Source organism: Bacillus sp. PK3-037 (genome assembly GCF_054161355.1).
The window spans coordinates 3,326,554-3,345,444 of the sequence record NZ_CP096408.1; the positions used below are offsets into that span (position 1 = coordinate 3,326,554).

Below are 18,891 nucleotides of genomic sequence, written 5' to 3' on the forward strand. Positions count from 1 at the left end.
TGATAGGAGGATGAATATGACAACAGCTCAACAGCAGATTCAATTAGCAAGACGTCCGCAAGGGGTGCCCGTTCACGAAGATTTCCGCTTTGAAACGATCCCCGTTCCTGAGCCGAAACAAGGTGAGGTGCTTGTCAAAACACTCTATGTGTCAGTCGATCCTTACATGCGCGGGCGAATGCAAGACACGAAGTCATACGTAGAGCCATTTGCCTTAGACGAAGCGCTGTCAGGCGGTGTCATTGCTGAAGTCGTGTCGGACGGAGATAAGCTGAAACAAGGAGAAATCGTAATCGGAAACCTGAACTGGCAGGAATATTCCGTTGTCAGCGAGTCCGCCGTGCGAAAAATTGATACAAGTCTCGCCCCTGCTTCAGCGTATCTCGGCATTTTAGGAATGACCGGTTTGACGGCATATTTCGGCCTGCTGGACATTGGCCGCCCGAAAGAAGGCGAAACCGTGGTTGTCTCCGGAGCTGCAGGAGCTGTCGGTTCCGCTGTCGGACAAATCGCCAAAATCAAGGGAGCACACGTCGTCGGTATCGCAGGCTCTGATGACAAAATTGAACACCTAAAGAATGAACTGCAATTTGACGAAGCGATTAATTATAAAACCGCAGATGATATTCAACAAGCGCTTGCTGACGCTTGTCCGAACGGTGTCGATGTGTATTTTGACAATGTCGGCGGGCCGATTTCAGATGCGGTCATGAACCTCCTCAATGAGTTTGCCCGTATCCCTGTGTGCGGCGCCATTTCTTCCTACAACGCGGAAAACGAAGCGGATGACATGGGCCCTCGCGTCCAATCCAAGCTGATCAAAACGAAGGCGCTGATGCAAGGGTTTATCGTAAGCGACTACGCCGACCGTTTTCCTGAAGGCGCAAAACAGCTGGCAGAATGGCTGAGAGACGGAAAGCTTCATTATGAGGAAACGATTACTGAAGGCTTCGAAAACATTCCGGACGCATTTCTTGGCTTATTTAAAGGAGAAAATAAAGGAAAACAGCTGATCAAAGTCAGTGATCAAAGCTGAGATTACACCTAAAAAAGGAGGGCTTTCCGCCCTCCTTTTATTTTCGAGAATACGTCAATGACGAAGAGTCAAAGTAAAAAATCCATCTTCATCCGGTTCTGTTTCTGCCGACATAAACCCGGCTGCTTTAAAACAGGATAAACTGATTTGATTGTCTTCTTCAATGCAGGCAGCCCATTCACTTACCTTCGCAAAATTGGGATCATCAATTAATTTACGTAATATCGTTTTCCCATAACCTTGAAGATGCTGCTGAGGATTTACGATCAATCCAACATACGCCTTGTCTTCCACGAACTCAATGACGGCCATCCCTGCCGGCAGCTGTTGGTCATATGCCATCATGACAGCATTGCTTTCATCATTAATCACTCGGGCGTACCACTGATGTAATGGCAGCATTCCATCCATTCTCTCCCTGACATTCTCATTCTCAAACCACTTTTCAATAATGTTCAGCTCAGACTCCTTCAAAAAACGAAAACGGTCTATCGAAGCCATCTCCTCACCCCGCTCCTATTTTCTGTTATTTTACAGCAAAAAGGAAGGGCGATTCCGCCCTTCCTTTTATTTCGTATTCAGGTTACCGCCTGAATAAACAGCTTCACTCAGCTCCACTCCAAGTTTCTTCGCCATTTTCTTCAGCTTTGATTCTTCCATACGCGTGACAAGACTCAGCACGTTCCCTTCTTTTCCAGCCCGTCCTGTTCGCCCTGATCTGTGAACATAGCTGTCTTCATCAGGAATATCGGCGTGGATCACATACGGCAGGTTTTCAATATCCAAACCGCGCGCGGCAATGTCAGTTGCCAAAAGCAGCGGAAACTCGCCCTGCTCAAACGCTTTAATGATCTTCGCCCGCTCCATCTTTTTCGCCTCACTGTGAAGGATGCCAAGGCCGACATGATGGTACGCCAGCTTTTCCGCGTACACACTAAGGTTACCGATATCTCTCACAAACACAAGCGCCTGCATGCCATGAAGTCTTGAAAGCTTTTGCAGCAGCTTCACTTTGTCGCGCTGGTCACAGATGATGTATTGATGCTTCACTTTTCCAGCTTCCGTTTTGCTGCGTTCTACCTTCAAAACCTCGGGCTCTTTCGTCATGTCGCGGAGCACGTCTTCTGTTTCTTTCTTCAGTGTGGCTGAAAAACAAAGAAGCTGGCGGTCTCTTAATGTCGTTTTAATGATTTGCTTGATTGTTTCACGATGCTCCGGCAGGACAAGCTGATCGGTTTCATCAAGTACGATCGTTTTCACTTCATGCATCTTGAGTTTTTTCGCTTGAATCAGCTCAAACACCCTGCCCGGCGTCCCGACGATAATATGCGGATGATTCTTTTTTAGCTTTTCGACCTGCTTTTTCACATTCGCTCCGCCGATTAAGGAAACTGCCCGTAATTCTGATCCCGTTTTCCAGTCCTGAATCACCTGAAAAATCTGCATCACCAGCTCACGTGAAGGTGCTAAAATCACCGCCTGCGGATGCTTCTGATCAGGTTTGATGCGCTCCAATACCGGCAGTGCGTAGGCAAGCGTCTTACCTGTTCCTGTCGGCGATTCTGCGATGACATCCTTACCTTCCATGATGAGTTGGGCCGCCTGCTCCTGCACAGGAGTCGGCTTTTCAAAGCCTGAAGCGTTCCAATTTTCTTTGATAAATGATTGTGCATTATGTAAAAATGGCCAAGTTTGCGTCATTTTTGTTCTCCTCGATTCCTAAAATCTATTCCATAGTATCTCAAAACAGCGCGCAGAACGCAATTTTTCTTTTTCTTTCCTATGCCTTTCAACAATCGTCTTCCTCCTTTATAATCAAAAGGTGAGAAATACACGCCATATAGCGTGTTCGATAAACGATAGAGGTGTAAACATGAGTATTTTATCTGTAAAGGACTTAAGCCACGGCTTTGGTGACCGGGCCATTTTTAATAATGTATCTTTCCGTCTATTAAAAGGCGAGCACGTCGGTCTGATCGGCGCGAACGGTGAAGGAAAATCGACCTTCATGAATATTATTACCGGAAAGCTTGAGCCTGATGAGGGAAAAGTCGAATGGTCAAAAAACGTCCGTGTCGGCTATCTGGATCAGCATACCGTGCTTGAAAAAGGAAAATCCATCCGTGATGTGCTGAAAGACGCTTTCCATTATTTATTTGCAATGGAAGAAGAAATGAATGAGATTTATAACAAAATGGGCGAAGCAGATCCTGACGAGCTTGAAAAGCTTCTTGAAGACGTCGGTGTGATTCAAGACGCGCTGACGAACAATGATTTTTATGTGATTGATTCTAAAGTGGAAGAAATTGCACGCGGACTCGGCTTGAGTGATATCGGACTTGACCGTGACGTTACTGATTTGAGCGGGGGTCAGCGCACAAAAGTGCTTCTCGCCAAGCTGCTTCTGGAAAAACCGGAAATCCTGCTTCTCGATGAGCCGACCAACTACCTTGATGAGCAGCATATCGAATGGCTGAAACGCTACCTGCAGGAGTACGAGAATGCGTTCATCTTGATTTCCCATGACATTCCGTTCTTAAACAGTGTCATCAACCTGATTTATCATGTAGAAAATCAAGAGCTGACACGCTATGTCGGCGACTACCATCAGTTTATGGAAGTCTACGAGGTGAAGAAACAACAGCTTGAAGCAGCCTACAAAAAACAGCAGCAGGAAGTCGCGGAGCTGAAGGATTTCGTTGCCCGCAACAAAGCCCGCGTCAGCACGCGAAACATGGCGATGTCCCGCCAAAAGAAACTCGACAAGATGGATATGATCGAGCTGGCGGCGGAAAAACCGAAGCCTGAATTCCACTTCAAGCCGGCCAGAACATCAGGAAAGCTGGTTTTCGAAACGAAGGATCTCGTGATCGGTTACGATTCCCCGCTCTCGCGTCCGCTGAACCTCCGCATGGAGCGCGGGCAAAAAATCGCCCTTTACGGCGCAAACGGGATCGGGAAAACGACATTGCTGAAAAGCCTGCTTGGCGAAATCCAGCCGCTCGAAGGCTCTGTTGAACGAGGCGAACACCTCTTTACCGGCTATTTCGAGCAAGAGGTCAAGGACACAAACAACAATACGTGTATTGAAGAGGTTTGGAGCGAATTCCCTTCGTATACACAGTATGAAATCCGCGCCGCTCTGGCAAAATGCGGACTGACGACAAAGCATATCGAAAGCCGCGTATCCGTATTAAGCGGAGGCGAAAAAGCGAAGGTCAGATTATGCAAGCTGATCAATTCGGAAACCAACCTGCTGGTGCTCGATGAGCCGACAAACCACTTGGATGTCGACGCCAAGGAAGAGCTCAAGCGCGCGCTCAAAGAATACAAAGGCTCCATTCTGCTCATTTCTCATGAGCCAGATTTTTATATGGATATCGCGACAGAAACGTGGAACTGCGAGTCATGGACGACAAAAGTGCTTTAAACCGAAGAAAACCCGCCTGCTGAAGGGCGGGTTTTTTTACTGCCATTTTTTCTGAACGATTCTCAACAGCTCTCTGTCTTTTAAAATGAGCTGCAATGGCGAGGTGAATTCATCAAGGGTCAGCTCTCTTTTGGCAGACAATTCAAAGTCTTCCTCATCAGCCCAAGCGGTGAACCACTCTACAGAAAAGCTGTTTTTCATGACGCTGTGTATGTATTGATAGAGCGTTTCTAAACATTTTAAATCTAACTCTGTAGGTACTGGTTTGTCCATTGCAAAAGTGCCTAAATACTCATGAATTTGTACTTGATAAGGTAAAGTGAGATTATTAGAAACATTTCCGATTTCTTCAACATAAATACCAGCTGCCTCAGGCCCTGTCCTTACTGGATGACCTTTATTAGTTGTAGCTTTTGTATGACCAAAAAAACCTGTTTTTAATGGTTTTTTTGCAGCTAGGTAATAAAATTGAGTCATTTTTTCTCTTTTCCTTCCTGTTTTAATACTATAATATAAATTAATGACATCAACTATTCATAAAATAGACATTAATCCATTGTGCAAAATAAATGTGCCAAAAAACTAATGCCTTGTCAACTATTTACTAAAATATAATTTAGGTCAACTAGTGAATCTAAGTAATATTGAAATTTTTGATTAGTTATTTTTTTCTTTTTCAAGAATCCCTCTAATAAACACTAATTCTTTCTCAATTTTTTCCACATTACCTTGTACTGTAAAATTACTAATATAGTTACCATCTTTACTTTCAAAAATTTTGTTTACTCTTTTACCATTTTGAATTGATTCCCACATTAAAGCTCTTCTGTAATCCTCATTATTATTGTACTCACTTCTTTGAATATTTTCATGGCGAGACTCAGAGATGGTTTCCTGAACTTCAAATTCTTCTCTTTTACTTGGTAAACTTTTTAATAAAGCTTCGTCTTGAATAGCAAAACATTTTATTATTTTCTTAAAATTAACTAAATGATCTTTTTTAAGTCGGCGATTTCTTCTTTATTAAATTCAATTGCATTATATTTATCAATTAAGACTTGACTAGCTTGTTTAATATTAAGAGCTAATGGAATATTACTACTTTCAAATCGTTTAATTAACTGCTCATATTTAAACTTATCTGTTTTTGAAAAAATTATCAACCGCATACCCCCATATCAATAGAATGAATGTCCGCCTTTTCTATTGTATGTATGGTAATGATAATAATAAGTACCCTTCTTTATCTTACCATCTTTCTTATTATGAATTTCTGGGCCAACAGGTTTTCTTCCACCGCCCGCAGTTTGTGCAACATTTTTTGCTTTGCTTTTAGAAACTGACCATACGTCTCCCTTTCTTAGTCTAGAAACTGCTTGTTTTTTCGATAGTGCTGGTCCAATATACATATTTGTTTTATTCTTATTTAGAGTCGCAGCATAATAATAGTACTTTTTCTTTTTCTTTAATTTGCTTCTTACTTTAGTAGCAACAGTATACGTTACACCCGCTATAACTATAGCCAAAGAAGCAGCAACCAAATGCTCAACTAAAGCGCCACCAACTACAACAGCAATTGGAACTAAAAAAGCGAAAGACGCTTGTGCTTCTTTAGTATTTACATCATAAACTTGATTGGTATCAAGGTCTTTGAAAGTAGCCACAATATCATCGCCATCAGCTTCTTCGATATCAACTTCATATTTTTTTTCGATATCTTTTCCATCTTCATCTTTTTCCACAGATGTTACAATAGCTGTCGCGTCCTCTTTATCAACTTCTGCAGTTACTGTTTCAGAACTACTTTCATCTAAATCTTCATCAATCAGTGATTCTGAGTCACTCCCATCTAAATCTTGATCAATTCCGAAATCATCTGTTTGGACGTCCACTTCAGCTTTAATCGTGTCTTCATTATTTTTAACTATTTCAACTGAATCCGGATCCACTATATCTCCATTTTCCACCAATGCTCTTTGTAGGTCTTCATTTGTAATCTCTACTGGTGTTTCAGCACCTGCACTCGCTACATTTTTTTCAGGGATAATAGATACAATTATGGCGAATATTAGTGAAATCGCTATAAATTTAATTGATTTTTTCATTGTTCGTCTCCTTTTTTAGACTAATTAAGCCATTCCCCAAAGATTTCATATCTGACTTTTCAGATAAATAAGGCGTTGAGTATTTTTTTAAAGTTTTATAAATGGAAGTAAAGCGGCTCTTTGTTTTACTATATTTAACTGGTTCTTGCATTATTATATTAGCAATAACTCCACTAACAAAAGGAGTTGCCATGGATGTTCCACTAACATTGATATAATTATCCTTAGGAGAAGTTGTAAGAATATCTTCACCTGGAGCAACAAAATCTATTTTTCCCCTTGCAGAGTATTTTGCTCTTTTCATTTTTTTATTTATAGCTCCAACTGAAATTACATTTTGATATCTTGCAGGATAATCAGCATTTAATCCATAATTATTTCCAGCAGCAGCTACTACAATAACTCCCTTTTCGTTAGCCTCATCTATAACTCTTTTTAATTTTTGATCACTTTTTTTCAATCCAACACTAATGTTAACAATATCTACATTATTATCTATTGACCATTCAATCCCCTTAACAATAGACTCTACACTACCACGTCCTTTATCATCCAATACTTTGACCGAATAAATATCTGCATAGGGAGATATTCCTAATGTACCAATCTTATTATCATTAGAAGCTATGATTCCAGCTACTGCAGTTCCGTGGCCAAACTTATCCTCGATAACACCTTCACTAGGTTCAAGAGCATTATATTCTTTCTTTACAACACCTTTTAAATCTTCATGATTTGAATCTATTCCACTATCAAGAATGGCTATAGATATGTTGGATTTTTTCTCTATTTTTTCATTCTTCCCAATTAGCCTTAATCCCCAAGACTCGACTTGTTGAGTCTTATAATCTTTTGTTTCTTGCCCCTTTTTTCTTAGCACTTTACTCCCTTGGGATTGATTTAAATCAATGAAAAATAGTAATATTATAATGGATAATATGGAAATAAAAATAAAAATATACCTTTTCAGTTAATTACACCTCCTTTTTCCAATAGTATTCTACTACAAAATGTAATCTCCCTCAATATATATTTCCCATAAATATAAAAATACAAGAGAAAAAATAGTTAAATAAACTCATTAAACCCCCAGAACGTTCTCTTGTTATAAAAATTAAATAGAACCTCACGAGTGATATAATTCCCTTCTTCAGATAGATTGATTTAAAAAGCTTTTAATGTTTTTAAGGGAATAACCTTATGGTGAAATCTCGTTTAAGAGAAAGATTGGCACAGAGATTTTGAATGAAGAGAAAGGTACAAACATCGTCGTAGGAATTCAATACCTCCATAGGCTGTGTTGGGTAAAAGCTGCTTAAGAGGAAAGAAGAGGTAAGCAAAGGATCCCTAAAGAAAAGACCTGTAGATAAATCCTGAAGTTCCCATTATACAAGAGATGGCCGCTGGGGAATATGCGAGGTCATGAAAGTCTCAAGAGGTGGCTTTTATAAGTGATGGAAAGATTGGAATGCCTTCGGAGAAAACATTGGAAGACTAGGATTAAAAATATCCTGAACGATGCCCCCGGAAACTGAAAGGGAGCAATAGTTACAGACGTGTAAAAGGTACTTTAATATCGTGATTCCAATAGAAATTAAACGACCTGAGCCCATCATGTACATATAGGACTCAGGTCGTTTAAAACCTTTTTATTCCTGCCTACTTGACAGGAATAACTATTCCTTTTTAATGCCCCGCCTTAATCCCGGCAAGATGCTTACGTCCCATGAGAAGGACAAGCATGCCGACAAAAACGACGATCCCGCCGACTGTATATGGTGTGCTTGCGGTAAAGTGTTCAGACAGCATTCCCGCAATCCACGGAGCGAGCGCACCGCCGATGAAGCGGACTGAGCTGTAGGCTGAAGACGCGATTGAACGTTCAACCGGCGCAGAACCCATCACAGCAGTTGTCATGATCGTATTCACCATACCAAGGACAGCACCGGCCACAACGATACATGTAATAATCAACGCCTGATGCTCTGTCCAGATGCCCATAATGATCAGAATGACCGCAAAGGCGATAAAGAGAACAACCAAGGAACGCACTGTGCCCAGCGCTTTGTGCACGATCGGCGCCGTAAAGACTGACGTAATCGCCAGCAGAAGTCCCCAGCCAAAGAAAACATACCCAAGGCCGTGTTCATCTAAATCCAGTACGAACGGAGAATAAGCGAGCAAAATAAAAAATCCAAAGTTGTATAAGAAAGCCGATACCGCCATTGTCAAAAGGCCTTTATATTTGAGTGCCTTCATGGCGTCAAATACCCCAACGCGCTTCGCCGGTTTAGGCAATTTCGGCAGCATCAAGGAAATGGCGATTAACGCAATAAACATCAGGACAGATACCCCGAAGAACGGCGCGCGCCATGAGATGCTTCCAAGCTCTCCGCCTGCAAGCGGTCCGACGGAAATCCCGAGTCCGAGCGCCGCCTCATACAAAATAATCGCTTGAGCGCTGCCGCCGACAGACACGCCGACAATGACCGCAAGCGCTGTTGAAATAAATAAAGCATTACCTAGTCCCCAGCCGCCGCGATAGCCGACAAGCTGAGCAATTGAGCTTGAACTTCCGCCAAGCGCTGCAAAGACAATAATAAAAATAAGTCCGAGAATTAACGTCCATTTTGCGCCGATCCTGCTGGAAATGGCTCCTGAGAAAAACATCATAAATCCGGTAACGAGCAAATAACTTGTAAATAAGAGTGATACTTCACTAGGTGAAGCATGTAATTGTGCGGCAATCGCCGGAAGAATAGGATCGACCAGCCCGATTCCCATAAAGGAAATCACACAGGCAAACGCGACAGCCCATACCGCTTTCGGCTGATTCAGCAAACCTGTCTTCTGATTCACTTGTTTTGTATTGTCCATTTGATCTGACCTCCATCTTTATTCCATTAAAAGAAACGCTACAAAAATAGCGTTTACCAAACGTTTTATTCGATTGATTGAATGGCATGCTCCGCTTTGTCTTTCATCCCGTGCAGACGTTCCTTAAAGCTTTGGAATGTGCGGATTTTTTCATCAATCAAATCCAGCTGGTGATTCAGCGTTTCCTGAATTTCCTCCAGCTTCTCTTTCCGTTCCTTTGGATCCAGTGACAACAAATACCCCTCTTTGTTTAACTCAAGCTGGCGGCTGGTTTCCATGAAATGCTGAAGCTCCTGAAGGGAAAAACCAAGCACTTCCTTTGTGCTGATCACTTTCTCAAGCTCCTCCATATCATCCTCTGAATAAAGCCTTACACCGCCGTCTGTCCGTTTCGGCGCCGGAATCAAGCCGATTTCTTCATAAAACCGGATGGTCCGCTTTGTCAGTCCGCTTCTTTTGGCCACTTGATCAATCTTCATCCATTCCATGGTAAATCCCCCTTCGCCTGTCCTGTTATTATTATACACCTTTTGGACCTTAACGTAAACGTTAAGTTTTGAAATGTAATAAAAAAGACGAGTACATAAAGCACCCGTCTTTCATTATCCTATTTTAAGCCAAGCTCCCTGTCACTGACAAAGACTGGTTTTGCATGCTTTCAGAAAGCAGTCGATACGCGATAACCTTCTTCTTGTACTGTTTCACGACATCGATATGGTCATCGTAGCTGTACACAAACAGCTTTACATCTTTTTTGCCTTTTTTCGTATCTATCACGAGCGGTGTTCCGCCGTTTTCAGGGTATAAATAACGCTCTTCGTCGCCTGGGTAAATATAATATTTCTCCAGGAAGACAGCTTCGTTAAATTGATCGATCATGTGCCTTTTCTCATCACCCTCGAGCCGTTTTCCATCTAGAGAGAGAACAGCATCTTCGTCGTTCAGCTTGGCGTGCACCTCGAATTTGCTGAGCAGCCATTCTATGACGCCTGTTGGCAGGCAGGTTAATACGATTTTCACCAGACTCATGAGGATTAACATCACGATAGCCCATGTCATACTTCATCATCTCCGTTAGTTTTCCGTGTGCCGCTGACACACAATTCCATCCTATCATAAGCTGGCCGTTTCGTTTTTGTACATTATGTGAAAAAAAGTGCGGCCTGCTGCGGCCGCACTTTTCTAACTTTCAAGTTCTTCAATCATAAGGGACAATTCTGTCCAGCGGTCCATAGCCGCCTCAAGCTCTTCCGCCGTTTTCGCCTGCTCGGCCATCAGCTCTTGGATTTTTCCGAAATCGCTGCCTGCTGCGGCGATGTCAGCTTCAAGCTGCTCATGCTTTTCTTCCAGCTGGGCAATTTTATCTTCGATGCCGTCCCATTCAAGCTGATCTTTGTAGGAAAGCTTTTTCCGTTTTTTCTTCGGCTCAGCTTCGGGCTGTTTTGCTTCAGCAGCCGGTTTTTCAGCTGTTTTTTTCGCTCTTGATTCCTCCATGTAATCACTGTAGGAGCCTTGGAAGCGGGAAATGACGCCATTTCCTTCAAACACAATCAAACGGTCGACGACACGGTCAAGGAAGTAGCGGTCATGGGATACGGTGATGACGACGCCAGGGAACTGGTCGATATAATCCTCCAGGACGCTTAATGTTTCAGTATCCAAATCGTTCGTCGGCTCATCGAGAAACAGGACATTCGGCTCCTGCATGAGAACCTGAAGCAAGTATAAACGGCGTTTTTCTCCTCCGGACAGCTTACGGATATACGTCTGCTGCATCGAACGCGGGAAGAGGAAACGCTCCAGCATTTGTTCAGCTGTAATGATATCGCCATCCGCCGTTTTTACGACCTCCGCCGTTTCTTTTATATATTCAATGACCTTTAACTCGCCATTCATTTCACTGTGATCCTGGGTATAGTAGCCGATTCTTACTGTTTGGCCGATCGTAATATGCCCGCCGTCAGGAGTGATTCGTCCGGCAAGGCTGTTTAACAGTGTTGTTTTTCCAATGCCGTTTGGCCCGATGATCCCGATTCGTTCACCTGGTATAACCAGTTCATTGAATCGATCGACAAGCACGTTTCCTCCATAAGCGATCACCACGTTCTCCGCTTCGATTACTTGCTTTCCAAGACGGTGGGAGCCGATCGCAAAGTCGAGCGACCCGGCTGACTGAGGGCCTTTCTGCTCCTTAAGCGATTCTACCCTGCCGATTCTCGCCTTTTGTTTTGTGGAGCGTGCTTTCGCTCCGCGTCTGAGCCAGGCCAGTTCACGGCGCAGCAGATTTTGCCGCTTCGTTTCTTTTTGCTCGGCCTGCGCTTCCCGTTCCGCGCGTTTTTCCAAAAAGACTTCATAGTTGCCTTTGTAGGTATAGAGACTGCCCCGTTCAAGCTCATAAATTCGGTTTGTCACGCGGTTTAAGAAGTACCTGTCGTGCGTCACCAGCATGACAGCGCCTGGATATTGCGCCAAATACCCTTCAAGCCATTCAATCGTTTCATTATCCAAATGGTTCGTCGGCTCGTCTAAGATCAGGAGGTCGGCGGGCTGGATTAAGTTTTTCGCAATCGCCACCCGTTTTTTCTGTCCGCCTGAGAGCTCGTTGACAGGCTTTGTCACGTCAGTTACTCCCAGCTTCGATAACACCGTTTTCGCCAAGGTATTCGCATCCCACGCAGTGTTTGCGTCCATTTTCGCCTGCGCAGCCAGCAGGTGTTTCTGGCGTTTTTCATCTTCCGGGTCTTCTCCCAGTTCATAGAGCGCCTTTTCATATTCACGGAGCGTTCTCATGACAGCCGATTCACCAGAATAGATATGCTCCAGCACAGTTTGCCCCGCAGGCAGCTTCGGGTCTTGATGAAGAAATTCGACGTGCACACTGCCGGATTTCGTAATTTCTCCCTCTTCAATAGATTCCAAGCCGGCAATCACTTTCAGCAGCGTTGATTTTCCGGTGCCGTTCGGCCCGATTAATCCGATTCTCTCATTCTCTTCAATATGAAAGGAGATATGGTCAAATAACGTCTTATCTCCGTATGTTTTGTAAAGGTTCTCCGCTTTTAGTATGCTCATGGTTCCTATCAATCCTCACGTAAGTTCATGTGTACATTTTAAATCAGCCGTTGGAATAAAACTAGTAAAAGAGCAGACAAATTTCATGGAAATACCGGACGAAAAAAAAAGACCGGGGACTCTGTCCCCAGTCTCTTACTCTTCTTCAAGCGCTTTCTCTGCCATTTTAGCGAGATGCTGCGCACTGCCTGAGATCTCCTGCATCGTGGCGGAAATCTGTTCAACAGCAGCAGCTTGTCCGTCAGTATGCTGATTAATCGATTCAATCGATTCTTCTAGCCCTTTTAACAGGCTGTGGATTTTTTTCGTGATCTGATCGATCTGGCCGACATTTTCTTTCGAATGCGTCGCAAGCTTTCTGATTTCATCCGCTACGACAGAAAATCCTTTTCCGGACTCCCCTGCCCGTGCGGCTTCAATCGCAGCATTTAAACCGAGCAGATTGCTCTGGTCAGAAATGCCTTTCACGGTTACTGAAATATCGGCGATTTCTCCCGCGCTTTCGCTTACCTTTTTCGCTTGTGAGGAAATGCCCGACATTTGCGATGAGAATCCGTTAATTGATTCAGAAATATCGGAAATGGCCGCAGCCGTTTGTTCAACGACAGCCGATAAGCTTTCCGCTACATCATGAAGCTTAGAGGACTCCTCAAGGCTCGTGCCGAGGCCCACTCCCCCAATCACTCTTCCGTTCTGGTCATGAAGCGGGATGGCGCGTGCGATTAATGGAAAGCCGAACAACTCCTTCGGCACCATGCTCGTTTTTTTCTGATTGCTGCGGATCGCGTCTGTGATGATATCCCCTTCCTGCAGCGGATCTCCGGCTTTTACGTTAAGGGAAAAGGTTTTTGCCGGAATATTGACCAGCAATTTCTCCGTATCATAAATGCCGATTGTAATATCATCCTGAACTAGGCTGTTTAAATAAGGGGCTACTTTCACAAATGCGTCTAGAAGATCTGCTGTTTCATTTTCCGTTCTTATGCTCAATTCCAATCACTCCTTTTATTAGTAAGGGAAGCTGCGTTTTTCGTGCTGAACCGAAATCCATTTCAGCGTCGTAAATTCTTCAAGGCTCCAATCGCCATTTAATCGGCCGAGGCCAGATTGCTTTTCACCGCCGAAGGCCACATTCGGCTCATCATTAATCGTCGTGTCATTAACATGGATCATGCCCGTTTCAATGCGTTTCGCAAAAGCCACGCCGCGCTCCAGATTTGAGGTATGTACGGCTCCGCTTAAGCCAAATGGGGTATCGTTCGCGATATCCACCGCTTCGTCTTCTGAATCAAACTTCATGAATGAGACGACTGGCCCGAACAGCTCTTCCTTGGCAATGCTCATAAACGGTTTCACGTCTTTTAAGATGGTCGGCTCCACGATCGTCCCGTTAAATCCGCCAAGCTTCACTGGAACAGCCCCTTCTTCAATCGCTTTCTCAACAGATTTCATTAATCCGTCAGTCTGCCTGCTGTTGATTAAAGGCCCGATAATCGTATCAGGGTCCATCGGGTCGCCAACTTTCAGCGATTCCACTTTTGCCTGATACAGCTCAAGGAATTGATCATAAATTGATGAGTGAACCAGTACGCGATTGGCTGACATACAAATCTGGCCTTGGTGGGTAAATCTGCTGAACACTGCCGCATTGACTGCATATTCGATATCCGCGTCTTCAAGCACGATAAAGGCGCTGTTTCCGCCAAGCTCAAGAAGCGGCTTTTTAAAGTGCTTCATCGCGAGCTGGCCGATGTAGCTCCCCACTTTCGTAGATCCTGTAAATGAGATGATCCGCGGCACCGGATGTTCGACAAAGCTGTCACCGATTTCTGCAATGTCAGTGACAACAACATTCAGCAGTCCTTTCGGAACGCCCGCGGTTTCAAAAATCTTCGCAATCAGCGTACCGCCGCAAATCGGTGTTTCTTCGTGCGGCTTCAAAACGACGCCATTGCCTGCTCCGAGTGCCGGCGCTACTGATTTCATAGATAAAAAGAATGGGAAGTTAAAAGGACTGATGACACCGACAACGCCTGCCGGCACGCGATATAATCTGTTTTCCTTGCCGTCTATTGTAGAAGGAAGAATTTTCCCCTCCATGCGGACAGGGAACGTCGCCGCTTCTTTCATGATATTTTTCACGAGTCCGATTTCAAAAGCGGCTTTCAGCCTTGTGCCGCCCAGCTCTTCCATAATCAAATAAATGATGGCTTCTTCATTCTCTTCTATATACGTTACGGCTTTTTCTAAAATTGCTCTTTTCTCGAATGGGTTGACCGCATCCCACTTTTTCTTTGCCAAAGCCGCTGCCCGGTATGCTTCATCTACATCATCAGCAGTCGCTTTTTGAAAGGATGTGATTGTTTTTTGAGTATAAGGATTTTTGTTTTCCAATACATTTGGGCTTCTGCCCTCCTGCCATTTTCCGCCAATAAATTGTTTGTTTAATTCTTCATATTGAAACATGGTCAGCATCTCCTTTTTAACAGCAAATCAAAATATGGCCAATCTATCATTTCTATCGGTTCACCATCAGCAAAATTCAATATCATGTTTGTAAAAATTACTATATTATGATACGCCAACGCTTTTTAGCTTCTATCGTTTAAAGCAGAAAAATATATGATTGACGGCGTCAAATTTCGACAATATAATACAACGAGAAATGTATATAATGATTAGAATATTTTGAATTTTCCAGGAGGAACTTTTTATGAGTTCATTATTTAGAAAAAAACCGCTTGAAACATTAAATGCGCAGAGCCAGTCAAAAAGCCTCGCCCGTACGTTAAGCGCATTTGATTTAACACTTCTCGGTATCGGGTGTGTCATCGGCACTGGGATTTTCGTTATTACAGGAACTGTGGCCGCGACCGGTGCCGGTCCCGCCCTCATCATATCGTTTATTTTAGCGGGGCTCGCCTGTGCGCTTGCCGCCTTCTGTTATGCTGAGTTTTCGTCTTCGATTCCGATTTCAGGAAGCGTGTACTCATACTCCTATATCACACTCGGAGAGCTGCTCGCCTTTTTAATCGGATGGGATCTCATGCTTGAATATGTCATTGCGCTGTCGGCGGTTGCCACGGGCTGGTCTTCATACTTTCAATCGCTGCTCGCCGGCTTTAACTTTCATATTCCGGCTGCGCTGACAGGAGCTCCAGGAAGCTCGCCGGGCGCCGTGTTTAACCTTCCGGCTGCGGTTATTATTCTCATCATCACTGCAATTGTCAGCAGAGGTGTCAAAGAAAGTACACGCTTCAACAACGTGATCGTGCTGATGAAAATCGGAATTATTTTATTGTTCATTATTGTCGGCTTCGGTTATGTCAAACCGGATAACTGGACTCCTTTTATGCCGTTTGGAATGAAAGGCGTCATTGTCAGCGCGGCAACGGTTTTCTTCGCGTATCTCGGATTTGACGCAGTTTCCAACGCTTCAGAAGAAGTGAAGCATCCGCAAAAAAATATGCCGATCGGAATCATTTCAGCTCTGGCCGTCTGCACCATTTTGTACATCACGGTATCGCTTGTTTTGACAGGCATGATGCCTTATGCCAAATTAAATGTCGGTGATCCGGTGTCCTTTGCGCTTAAATTCGTCGGCCAGGATGCGGTTGCGGGAATTATTTCTGTCGGCGCTATCATCGGAATCACAACAGTGATGCTCGCATTGCTGTATGCCCAGGTCCGTTTAACCTTTGCCATGAGCAGAGACGGTCTTTTGCCGGGATTGTTCGCAAAGATTCATCCGTCATTCAAAACGCCGTTCCGCAACACATGGCTGACAGGAATCGTCGCGGCGGGAATCGCAGGATTTATTAATCTCGGCACACTTGCGCACCTTGTGAACATGGGAACGCTTGCGGCATTTACAGTCATTTCGATCGCTGTGATTGTGTTAAGAAAAAAACACCCGGAAATCAAAGCCTCCTTCAGGGTGCCGTTCGTTCCGGTTGTGCCAATCATCAGCGCTGGAATATGCCTTTGGTTTATGTACAGCCTTCCAGGCATCACATGGCTTTCATTTGTCATCTGGATCGCCGTCGGAACGCTCGTTTATTTCCTTTACGCAAAAAAACACAGCTTATTAAACAAATAATTGTAAGCCGTCGGTGCGGACATTTCAAACGTCCAATCCGCCGGCTTTTTTCGTTTTCGCGTGTGCTATACTTTGAGTACACATACAGAAAGGAAGACCAGCCTTGAAACCATACCGCACTTTATTATTTGATGTAGATAATACCATTTTGGATTTTACAGCGGCAGAAAAATTAGCGCTGCGCCTGCTGTTTGAAGATCAGAACATTCCGCTTACCGATGAAATGGAATCCCGTTATCAAACAATTAATCAAGGTCTATGGAGAGCCTTTGAAGGCGGATACATGACTCGCGATGAAGTGATGACCACCCGCTTTTCCGCTTTGTTCAAGGAATATGGCTATGAAGCAGACGAAGTGCTGCTAGACCAGAAATATCGCCGTTTTCTTGAAGAAGGGCACCAGCTTATGGACGGAGCTTTTGATCTCATCGCAAAACTGGAACAGCATTTTGATTTGTATATCGTGACAAACGGCGTTTCCAGAACTCAGTATAAGCGTCTCAGAGATTCAGGATTATTTCCGTTCTTCAAGGACATTTTCGTTTCTGAAGACACAGGTTTTCAAAAGCCGATGAAAGAGTACTTCGACTATGTGTTTGAACGGATTCCCCATTTTTCAGCGGAGCACACCTTAATCATCGGCGATTCGCTGACAGCGGATATCAAAGGCGGACAGCTCGCCGGAATTGATACGTGCTGGCTTAACCCTGGCATGAATCTCACTGAAACAGAGGTTGTGCCAACGTATCATATCCGTAAGCTTGAAGAGCTATATCAAATTCTGAAAATCGAAAATACAATCCTCAACTGTTAATGTTTTTTGGCTGCGGGTGCTGCTTCTTTCCAGAAGGAGTCTTTTTTCCTCTTGATAAATCCTTCACCTTATGAATAATATGGTGGTATGCATTGGTGATATATGTTAGGAGGAGAATCATTTGGCTATTGCCGCCCCGCTGAAGGAAAAACCTGTTCAAAAACCCGGCACCACCGTGTATCCGATTTTGTTTATCATCGGAATCTGTCACATGCTCAACGATTCGCTTCAGGCTGTGATTCCGGCCATGTTCCCGATTTTGGAACGCTCCATGAGTTTGACGTTCACACAGCTTGGCATCATCGCTTTTACGTTAAACATGGTGTCATCCGTCATGCAGCCTGTCGTCGGCTGGTATACGGATAAACGGCCGCGGCCGTACGCCCTGCCGATCGGGCTGACTGCCAGCATGCTCGGCATATTGGGTCTTGCATTTGCCCCGTCATTTGTGACGATCTTGTGCTGTGTGTTTTTCATCGGATTAGGCTCCGCTATTTTTCATCCGGAAGGCTCCCGTGTGGCCTATATGGCCGCCGGCACCAAACGCGGGCTTGCCCAGTCCATTTATCAGGTCGGAGGAAACTCAGGCCAAGCGATGGCGCCCCTGATTACCGCGCTGATCCTTGTTCCGCTCGGACAATTCGGTGCTGTCTGGTTTACACTTGTAGCCGCGCTCGCCGTTATGTTTCTGCTTTATATTGCAAAATGGTACGCCGCTCGGCTCGGCAGTCTTGCACAGAAGCAGGGCACCCAAAAGAAAGCCGCTGAACAAAATTCGTCTGTTACCAAGTCCGTTATAACCGCTCTTATTATTATTATCTTTTTGATTTTCGCGCGTTCTTGGTATACGAGTGCGATCGGCAACTTTTACACGTTTTACGCGATGGATACATATCACGTAAGCATTCAGCAGGCTCAGAGCTATATTTTCGTCTTTTTGCTGTTTGGCGCTGTCGGAACCTTTCTCGGCGGCCCGCTCGCAGACCGTTTCGGAAAACGAGTTGTCATTCTCGGCTCGCTGCTGTGCTCAGCGCCGCTGGCGATTCTGCTTCCATTTGCCGGACCGATTCTGGCCTATGGGGTACTCGCTTTGATCGGCTTGGTTCTCATGTCGAGCTTTTCCGTAACAGTTGTGTATGCACAGGAGCTTGTCCCCGGAAAGATCGGCACGATGTCCGGTTTAACCGTCGGCCTCGCCTTCGGTATGGGAGCAATCGGCGCTGTGGCGCTTGGCGCTCTCATTGATGCTGCGGGACTGACCCCGACCATGATTGCCATTGCGTTTCTCCCGATTCTTGGCATCCTCGCGTTTCTTTTGCCGAGTGATCAGAAACTGAGAGAATGGCATAGCTGAAAAAACCCCTGCCGCCGGGACTGACCCCATAAGATGAGACAAATAAAAAACACCTTCAAGTTTGAAAACGGATGATTGTTAGCCGAAATTAGACTTGGAGGTGT

Annotated in this window: 17 protein-coding genes and 1 pseudogene; 5 read left to right on the forward strand and 13 right to left on the reverse strand. The window is 44.5% G+C overall.

All coding sequences use genetic code 11. From position 1 onward, the window contains the following. Window positions 1–16: 16 nt before the first annotated feature. The gene (locus M1D69_RS17180; RefSeq protein ID WP_458105402.1) at window positions 17–1,036 is read left to right on the forward strand and encodes an NADP-dependent oxidoreductase; all 1,020 of its coding nucleotides are present in this window, start codon (window positions 17–19) and stop codon (window positions 1,034–1,036) included. A gap of 54 nt (window positions 1,037–1,090) precedes the next feature. On the opposite strand, the gene M1D69_RS17185 is transcribed toward M1D69_RS17180, so the two are convergent. After that, window positions 1,091–1,537 carry a GNAT family N-acetyltransferase gene (locus M1D69_RS17185; protein WP_458105401.1) on the reverse strand — a complete coding sequence of 149 codons (447 nt, stop codon included), beginning with the start codon at window positions 1,535–1,537 and terminating at the stop codon, window positions 1,091–1,093. 66 nt (window positions 1,538–1,603) lie between these two features. Further along, window positions 1,604–2,737: a DEAD/DEAH box helicase gene (locus M1D69_RS17190; protein WP_458105400.1), complete on the reverse strand. Its 1,134-nt coding sequence runs from the start codon at window positions 2,735–2,737 to the stop codon at window positions 1,604–1,606. A 172-nt stretch (window positions 2,738–2,909) separates the two neighbouring features. On the opposite strand from M1D69_RS17190, the gene M1D69_RS17195 reads away from it, so the two are divergent. Next, window positions 2,910–4,466, forward strand: coding sequence for an ABC-F family ATP-binding cassette domain-containing protein (locus tag M1D69_RS17195; protein ID WP_458105399.1), 1,557 nt, complete (start codon window positions 2,910–2,912; stop codon window positions 4,464–4,466). A 119-nt stretch (window positions 4,467–4,585) separates the two neighbouring features. On the opposite strand, the pseudogene M1D69_RS17200 reads toward M1D69_RS17195, so the two are convergent. The 11 genes and pseudogenes from M1D69_RS17200 to yfmT form a co-directional block, all read right to left on the reverse strand. Next, window positions 4,586–4,739, reverse strand: a pseudogene (locus M1D69_RS17200) (hypothetical protein). 384 nt (window positions 4,740–5,123) lie between these two features. Beyond that, on the reverse strand, window positions 5,124–5,282 hold the full coding sequence (locus M1D69_RS17205; RefSeq protein WP_021481224.1) for a hypothetical protein: 159 nt from the start codon (window positions 5,280–5,282) through the stop codon (window positions 5,124–5,126). 170 nt (window positions 5,283–5,452) lie between these two features. Further along, window positions 5,453–5,629 (reverse strand): hypothetical protein, encoded by a 177-nt coding sequence (locus tag M1D69_RS17210; protein ID WP_445209078.1) that lies wholly within the window; start codon window positions 5,627–5,629, stop codon window positions 5,453–5,455. A gap of 15 nt (window positions 5,630–5,644) precedes the next feature. Next, complete coding sequence (locus M1D69_RS17215; RefSeq protein WP_021481226.1) at window positions 5,645–6,571, reverse strand: SAR2788 family putative toxin; 927 nt, start codon at window positions 6,569–6,571, stop codon at window positions 5,645–5,647. Further along, entirely contained in the window at window positions 6,555–7,451 is an 897-nt protein-coding gene (locus M1D69_RS17220; RefSeq protein ID WP_458105398.1) for a S8 family peptidase, read from the reverse strand. The genes M1D69_RS17215 and M1D69_RS17220 overlap by 17 nt, the downstream gene beginning before the upstream one ends. 806 nt (window positions 7,452–8,257) lie before the next feature. Next, window positions 8,258–9,448 carry an MFS transporter gene (locus M1D69_RS17225; RefSeq protein ID WP_277852539.1) on the reverse strand — a complete coding sequence of 397 codons (1,191 nt, stop codon included), beginning with the start codon at window positions 9,446–9,448 and terminating at the stop codon, window positions 8,258–8,260. 65 nt (window positions 9,449–9,513) lie between these two features. Continuing rightward, window positions 9,514–9,936, reverse strand: a complete 423-nt coding sequence (locus M1D69_RS17230; RefSeq protein ID WP_458105397.1) for a MerR family transcriptional regulator — start codon at window positions 9,934–9,936, stop codon at window positions 9,514–9,516. A 124-nt stretch (window positions 9,937–10,060) separates the two neighbouring features. Continuing rightward, window positions 10,061–10,507, reverse strand: a complete 447-nt coding sequence (locus M1D69_RS17235) for a YfmQ family protein (protein ID WP_458105396.1) — start codon at window positions 10,505–10,507, stop codon at window positions 10,061–10,063. 123 nt (window positions 10,508–10,630) lie between these two features. Beyond that, entirely contained in the window at window positions 10,631–12,520 is a 1,890-nt protein-coding gene (locus tag M1D69_RS17240) for an ABC-F family ATP-binding cassette domain-containing protein (protein ID WP_458105395.1), read from the reverse strand. 135 nt (window positions 12,521–12,655) lie between these two features. Then, window positions 12,656–13,276, reverse strand: a complete 621-nt coding sequence (locus tag M1D69_RS17245; protein WP_369810965.1) for a methyl-accepting chemotaxis protein — start codon at window positions 13,274–13,276, stop codon at window positions 12,656–12,658. Between the two features lie 252 nt (window positions 13,277–13,528). Continuing rightward, complete coding sequence (yfmT, locus tag M1D69_RS17250; protein ID WP_458105394.1) at window positions 13,529–14,986, reverse strand: benzaldehyde dehydrogenase; 1,458 nt, start codon at window positions 14,984–14,986, stop codon at window positions 13,529–13,531. A 247-nt stretch (window positions 14,987–15,233) separates the two neighbouring features. Here yfmT and M1D69_RS17255 point away from each other — a divergent pair, with 247 nt between their 5' ends. The 3 genes from M1D69_RS17255 to M1D69_RS17265 all read left to right on the forward strand — a co-directional run bounded on the left by M1D69_RS17255 (window position 15,234) and on the right by M1D69_RS17265 (window position 18,787). Then, on the forward strand, window positions 15,234–16,619 hold the full coding sequence (locus tag M1D69_RS17255) for an amino acid permease (RefSeq protein ID WP_277535687.1): 1,386 nt from the start codon (window positions 15,234–15,236) through the stop codon (window positions 16,617–16,619). A gap of 103 nt (window positions 16,620–16,722) precedes the next feature. Next, entirely contained in the window at window positions 16,723–17,433 is a 711-nt protein-coding gene (locus tag M1D69_RS17260) for a YjjG family noncanonical pyrimidine nucleotidase (protein WP_458105393.1), read from the forward strand. Window positions 17,434–17,554: 121 nt separating this feature from the next. Beyond that, a complete protein-coding gene (locus M1D69_RS17265) occupies window positions 17,555–18,787 on the forward strand; it encodes an MFS transporter (RefSeq protein WP_458105392.1) in 1,233 nt (410 codons plus the stop codon). The last annotated feature ends 104 nt before the right edge of the window (window positions 18,788–18,891 follow it).

What these genes read in the sequence shown, in the direction of transcription:
- M1D69_RS17245 (WP_369810965.1), bottom strand. Translation starts at nt 13,276, where the DNA reads ATGGTGCCGAAGGAGTTGTTCGGCTTTCCATTAATCGCACGCGCCATC.
- yfmT (WP_458105394.1), bottom strand. Translation starts at nt 14,986, where the DNA reads ATGTTTCAATATGAAGAATTAAACAAACAATTTATTGGCGGAAAATGG.
- M1D69_RS17195 (WP_458105399.1), top strand. Translation starts at nt 2,910, where the DNA reads ATGAGTATTTTATCTGTAAAGGACTTAAGCCACGGCTTTGGTGACCGG.
- M1D69_RS17205 (WP_021481224.1), bottom strand. Translation starts at nt 5,282, where the DNA reads ATGTGGGAATCAATTCAAAATGGTAAAAGAGTAAACAAAATTTTTGAA.
- M1D69_RS17185 (WP_458105401.1), bottom strand. Translation starts at nt 1,537, where the DNA reads ATGGCTTCGATAGACCGTTTTCGTTTTTTGAAGGAGTCTGAGCTGAAC.
- M1D69_RS17255 (WP_277535687.1), top strand. Translation starts at nt 15,234, where the DNA reads ATGAGTTCATTATTTAGAAAAAAACCGCTTGAAACATTAAATGCGCAG.
- M1D69_RS17190 (WP_458105400.1), bottom strand. Translation starts at nt 2,737, where the DNA reads ATGACGCAAACTTGGCCATTTTTACATAATGCACAATCATTTATCAAA.
- M1D69_RS17180 (WP_458105402.1), top strand. Translation starts at nt 17, where the DNA reads ATGACAACAGCTCAACAGCAGATTCAATTAGCAAGACGTCCGCAAGGG.
- M1D69_RS17230 (WP_458105397.1), bottom strand. Translation starts at nt 9,936, where the DNA reads ATGGAATGGATGAAGATTGATCAAGTGGCCAAAAGAAGCGGACTGACA.
- M1D69_RS17240 (WP_458105395.1), bottom strand. Translation starts at nt 12,520, where the DNA reads ATGAGCATACTAAAAGCGGAGAACCTTTACAAAACATACGGAGATAAG.
- M1D69_RS17235 (WP_458105396.1), bottom strand. Translation starts at nt 10,507, where the DNA reads ATGACATGGGCTATCGTGATGTTAATCCTCATGAGTCTGGTGAAAATC.
- M1D69_RS17225 (WP_277852539.1), bottom strand. Translation starts at nt 9,448, where the DNA reads ATGGACAATACAAAACAAGTGAATCAGAAGACAGGTTTGCTGAATCAG.
- M1D69_RS17215 (WP_021481226.1), bottom strand. Translation starts at nt 6,571, where the DNA reads ATGAAAAAATCAATTAAATTTATAGCGATTTCACTAATATTCGCCATA.